This window comes from Caenimonas koreensis DSM 17982, from assembly GCF_009646335.1.
GTDB classification, from domain to species: Bacteria; Pseudomonadota; Gammaproteobacteria; order Burkholderiales; family Burkholderiaceae_C; genus Ramlibacter; species Ramlibacter koreensis.
Genome location: NZ_WJBU01000017.1, coordinates 1 through 4,744 on the forward strand (window position 1 = coordinate 1; position 4,744 = coordinate 4,744).

Annotated in this window: 9 protein-coding genes; all 9 read left to right on the top strand. The window is 61.2% G+C overall.

What is annotated here, in order from left to right:
* The coding region (locus GHT07_RS16635; protein WP_228488399.1) for a hypothetical protein at positions 1 to 386 on the top strand (386 nt) is incomplete at its 5' end.
* 131 nt (positions 387 to 517) lie between these two features.
* A complete protein-coding gene (locus GHT07_RS16640) occupies positions 518 to 793 on the top strand; it encodes a BrnT family toxin (protein ID WP_153586238.1) in 276 nt (91 codons plus the stop codon).
* Positions 777 to 1,025, top strand: a complete 249-nt coding sequence (locus tag GHT07_RS16645; RefSeq protein WP_194792971.1) for a BrnA antitoxin family protein — start codon at positions 777 to 779, stop codon at positions 1,023 to 1,025. The genes GHT07_RS16640 and GHT07_RS16645 overlap by 17 nt, the downstream gene beginning before the upstream one ends.
* A gap of 110 nt (positions 1,026 to 1,135) precedes the next feature.
* Positions 1,136 to 1,468 carry a type II toxin-antitoxin system RelE/ParE family toxin gene (locus GHT07_RS16650; protein WP_153586240.1) on the top strand — a complete coding sequence of 111 codons (333 nt, stop codon included), beginning with the start codon at positions 1,136 to 1,138 and terminating at the stop codon, positions 1,466 to 1,468.
* Positions 1,455 to 1,811, top strand: coding sequence for a helix-turn-helix domain-containing protein (locus tag GHT07_RS16655; RefSeq protein WP_153586241.1), 357 nt, complete (start codon positions 1,455 to 1,457; stop codon positions 1,809 to 1,811). The genes GHT07_RS16650 and GHT07_RS16655 overlap by 14 nt, the downstream gene beginning before the upstream one ends.
* A 344-nt stretch (positions 1,812 to 2,155) precedes the next feature.
* Positions 2,156 to 2,485 (top strand): IS66-like element accessory protein TnpA, encoded by a 330-nt coding sequence (tnpA, locus tag GHT07_RS16660; protein ID WP_153586246.1) that lies wholly within the window; start codon positions 2,156 to 2,158, stop codon positions 2,483 to 2,485.
* Positions 2,452 to 2,814, top strand: a complete 363-nt coding sequence (gene tnpB, locus GHT07_RS16665) for an IS66 family insertion sequence element accessory protein TnpB (protein ID WP_153586242.1) — start codon at positions 2,452 to 2,454, stop codon at positions 2,812 to 2,814. Before tnpA ends, tnpB begins: the two co-directional genes overlap by 34 nt.
* A gap of 75 nt (positions 2,815 to 2,889) precedes the next feature.
* The gene (gene tnpC, locus GHT07_RS16670; protein ID WP_395685502.1) at positions 2,890 to 4,479 is read left to right on the top strand and encodes an IS66 family transposase; all 1,590 of its coding nucleotides are present in this window, start codon (positions 2,890 to 2,892) and stop codon (positions 4,477 to 4,479) included.
* Entirely contained in the window at positions 4,476 to 4,694 is a 219-nt protein-coding gene (locus GHT07_RS16675) for a hypothetical protein (RefSeq protein WP_153586244.1), read from the top strand. Before tnpC ends, GHT07_RS16675 begins: the two co-directional genes overlap by 4 nt.
* Positions 4,695 to 4,744 lie beyond the last annotated feature (50 nt).

Sequence of the window (4,744 nt, forward strand, 5' to 3'; positions counted from 1 at the left end):
CCGATCTAATGGCCGTCACTACCTATTGCTGGCGCTGTCGGATGGACATCCCGATGTTGACGGACGAGGAATGGGAGCGCGTGGCGCCGCACTTGTCTGATGGAATTGCACAGATCAAGAAGTACCGCGAGGAGCACCAGTGTTCTCTCGCAGAAGCGAAGAAAAAGGGTTTTGGTCGTCGCGCCCTCGAGGTCTACGAGGAAATCACGGGCGTTCACGAGACTAACGCTGACGCTCTGTTCCACCATCGGCTCAGTATCTATGGGCCGCCTTGCCATGCTTGCGCTAAGCCTCTCCGAACACCGATGGCGCGTTCATGCGCGGCATGTGGCGCCGCGCGAAAATTGGCGCGATATGCCATTGATGAAAACAAATTCACGGTCTAACTTGTCAATCGACACGGACGCACAGCAGCAGGCCGCCGCTCTCGCCGCAGTTGCTGTGCGCCGGTCATTTTTACGTTATACCGCTGAGCCAGCTCGTTGACGCCAATACGATATGTATATACACTCTTTGAATGGAGTTCACTTGGTCAGAGGCGAAGCGCAGCGCGAATGTGAAGGCCCATGGGCTCGACTTCGTTGACGCGCCGGCGGTGTTCGCCGGTGCGACGTTCACGTTCGAAGATGACCGGTTCTCTTACGGCGAGCAGCGCTTTGTGACGTTAGGGTTGCTCGCAGGCATTCCCGTTTCAGTAGTCCATACGGAGAGTGAATATGAAGTCCGCATCATCTCGTTCCGAAAAGCCACAAAGCGCGAAGCGCAAATCTACTTCGATGCAGTCCAAAACTGACTGGGGAAAATTGAAGTCCCGCACAGCGAAAGCTGACGACGAGCATCCCGAGGCGGATGTGAAGCACATCATCCGCGGAGTGGTCCGGCGAGGGCTGACACCGCTACCGTCCAAGGCGTCCATCTCCCTAAGAGTGGACCAAGATGTTCTTGAGTGGTTCAAGTCGCAAGGGCCGGGCTACCAGACGCGCATCAACACTGTGCTTCGGGCTTTCCGTGACGCATCGGTATAGCTGGTCAGCCAAGTCGGACACCTTTGGCACCGCTTGATTTCAACGTTAACTCGCATGAAGCATCGCGGCTGTGCCACGGCCAACATAGCGGATTTGCTATAATTTTCTGAATGGGATGGGGCATTCAGTATGACGACGAGAGGCTCCAGACCGCAGTGCTCGCACTTCCGCCGGGCCTATTGGCTCGATACTTTCACTTGACAGACCGGATGGTCGAGTACGGGCCGGATCTCGGAATGCCTCACACCAAGGCTATGGGCGCCGGGTTGTTCGAGCTGCGCTTGAAATCTGGTGAAGGAATCGGGCGGGTTTTCTATTGCACGCTTGTGGAGCGAAGAATCGTCATGCTCCACCAGTTCGTGAAGAAGACTGAGAAAATTCCCCCGAAAGAGTTGTCGATCGCGCGCAGGCGCATGAAGGAGCGCAAAGATGCTGACGCATAAGCAGTTGCGTGCTCACGCACTAAATCGTCCCGAGGTGGCAGCCGAATTTGAAAAGCAGTTCGAAGAGTTCGCTTTGCTCGACGAGTTCCTGAGAGCGCGGTCGGAGCAAGGGCTCACGCAGGCTGAAGTGGCAGAGCGAATCGGGACCACTCAATCTGCCGTAGCAAGAATGGAGTCGGGCCGCGGGAAGCACTCACCGTCTTTGGCGACTTTGTCGAAGTACGCCGAAGCACTTGGCTGCAAGCTTGAGGTCCGCTTGGTTCGGGTACGAGCGGGGAAGCGCAAGTTAACTGGTCAATCGACACGCACGCCCAGTGGCACGCGTACGCTTCGCGCACGCTAGCATTGGTCGCCGGTGATTTTGCGGCCTGGCCTTCGAAGTTGCCCGCCAACATGGACGACCATGGTCTTCTGCTCCCTTCGGTCGCATCCTCACAGGGCAACCATCACAGATCTCGAAGCCGATGACTTCACTTCCCATCAAGACTGCTTCTCTCAGGCTGCGTCGGCTGCGCCTGCCAGTGGGCTGCCACTAGCTTTAGCCTGCCGAAGTTAGTGGCCATCACTGAGTCCAGGAACGTACCTTCGCGCGAGACACTTGAGCGGTAAGCGTCCGGCGAACCCACCCTTGAGCGTTGCGCGTTAAGCGGCAAGGATGGCGTCCATCTAAGGAGTTAGGTGGACACCATGAAGGATTGGAGAAAGCGGCCGCGGCGCCGGCATAGTCAGGAGCTTAAAGCGCAGGTGCTGGCGCAGTGCGCGCAGCCGGGGGCCTCGGTGGCGGCCGTGGCGCTGGCCCACGGCCTGAACGCCAATGTCGTGCACAAGTGGCGGCGCATGACGGGTGAGGCAGCGACGCCGCTCGCTTCATTCATCCCCGTTGCATTGCCCGCGCCGGCGGCGGTCCAACAGGACATCCGGATGGAGCTGCGTCGCGGCACGACGACCATGACGATTGTTTGGCCGAGCGCGGCGGCAGCCGAGTGCGCCGCCTGGATGCGCGAGTTGCTGCGGTGATTCGTATCGAGGCTGTGTGGCTGGCTGTGGAGCCTCTGGACATGCGCTGCGGCACTGAAGCGGCACTGGCTCGCGTGGTCAACGTGTTCGGCTCGGCGCGCCCGCACCATGCGTACCTGTTCGCCAACCGCAGGACCAACCGCATGAAGGTACTCGTGCACGACGGCATCGGCGTGTGGTTGGCGGCCAGACGCCTGAACCAAGGCAAGTTCGTCTGGTCCAAAGACACAGGCGCGACGTTGAGCCTGAGCCGAGCGCAACTCGATGCGCTGGTGCTGGGCCTACCCTGGCGGTGCATCGGCGAGGCGGGCGTCATCACGGTGCTGTGACAGTCGGCACGCGAATGGTGCAATTGGCAAAACCGCCAATGTGCGAACGCGAGCGCATCGTCATCATTGATACCCGTGATCGATGCGACACACCTTAACCAGCTGAACGCGCAGCAACTGCGCCAGACGGTGCTGTCTCTGATGGATACGACGGCCAGCCAGGCCGCGCAGATCGAGCGCAAGGATCGCGAGCTTGCCTTCAAGCAGGCCACCATTGACAAGATCACGCATGAGATGGCGGTACTCAAGCGCCTGAAGTTCGCGGCCCAGTCGGAGGCCTTCAACGTCGAGCAACGCAGCCTGCTGGACGAGACCATTGATGCCGACATGCAGGCGCTGCAGCACGAGCTCGACGCTGTGCAGCCGCCCGCCAAGGAGGGCAGCGCAAAGCGGCAACCCAAACGTCAGACGCTGCCCGAGAGTCTCGCGCGCCGCGAGATCCACCACGAGCCGCACAGCACCACCTGTGGTTGCGGATGCCAATTGAAGCGCATTGGCCAGGACGTGGCCGAGAAGCTGGATTACGAACCGGGCGTGTTCACTGTGGAGCGCCACATCCGCGGCAAGTGGGTCTGCGCCGAGTGCCAGACGCTCGTGCAGGCGCCGGTGCCTGCGCACGTCATCGACAAGGGGCTGCCCACCGCTGGCCTGCTGGCGCAGGTGCTGGTTGCCAAATATGCGGACCACCTGCCGCTGTATCGGCAGGAGAGCATCTTTGCTCGTGCGGGATTGGGCATCGCACGCTCGACGTTGGCGCAGTGGGTGGGCCAGTGCGGCGTGCAGTTGCAGCCGCTGGTGCAGGCGATGCGCGTTGAGTTGCTGCGTCACGGTGTCCTGCACGCCGACGAGACGCCTGTGGCGATGCTCAAGCCGGGGGCGGGCAAGACGCACCGCGCCTACCTGTGGAGCTACTGCACCACGACATACAACCCGATGCGCGCGGTGGTGTTCGACTTCGCAGACAGCCGCGGCGGCCAGCATGTACGCAACTTCCTGGGGCTGCCTGGTGCGAACGGCTGGCACGGCAGCCTGGTGTGCGACGACTTCAGTGGCTACAAGGCCTGCTTCGAGATGGGCGTGCGCGAAGCCGGATGCCTCGCACACGCGCGGCGCAAGTTCCACGAGCTGTGGGCCAACCACCAGAGCACGGTGGGCGAGCAGGCGCTGAAATTCTTCAAGCAGCTGTATGAAATCGAGCGTGAGGTCGGCGAGCTGAGCGCGCCTGAACGAAAACGAATACGACAGGAGCGCGCGCGGCCCGTGGCCGATGCCATGCATCTGTGGCTGACCGCACAGCGCAAGAAGGTGCCCGAAGGCTCGGCCACGGCCCGAGCGATCGACTACAGCCTGGGCAGGTGGCAGGCGCTCACGCGCTTCATCGACGACGGGGACTTGCCCGCAGACAACAATTGGGTGGAGAACCAGATTCGTCCGATCGCGATTGGACGCAACAACTGGCTGTTCGCCGGATCGCTTCGGGCCGGTCAGCGCGCTGCCGCCGTGATGAGCCTGGTGCACTCCGCAAGATTGAACGGGCACGATCCGCATGCGTATCTGCGCGACGTGCTCGAGCGGCTTCCCACGCAGCCGGCCAGTCGCATCGACGAATTGCTGCCGCATCGTTGGAAAATCGAGGCTGTGAGAACGACGCACGCACTTCCATGAAAAACATCGAGACGCTGATCGACGAGGGCGGCAGCTTCAGCATTGCTGACCTGGAGAAAATCGGCTGCGTGGCTGCTGCCTCTGACGGCCACAACTGCCTGGCCATGCTGGTGCGTCGCCAGGGCGAGAGCCTGAGCGATCTGATGGCGAGATTCGACAGTGCGATCGGCTTGGCTTGGTCGCACGGAGTGATCACCGATGAAGTCAACACCTGACCAGCCATAGCTCAGTCGCTGCAATCAAGACGGGATCGCCGGACGCTTAC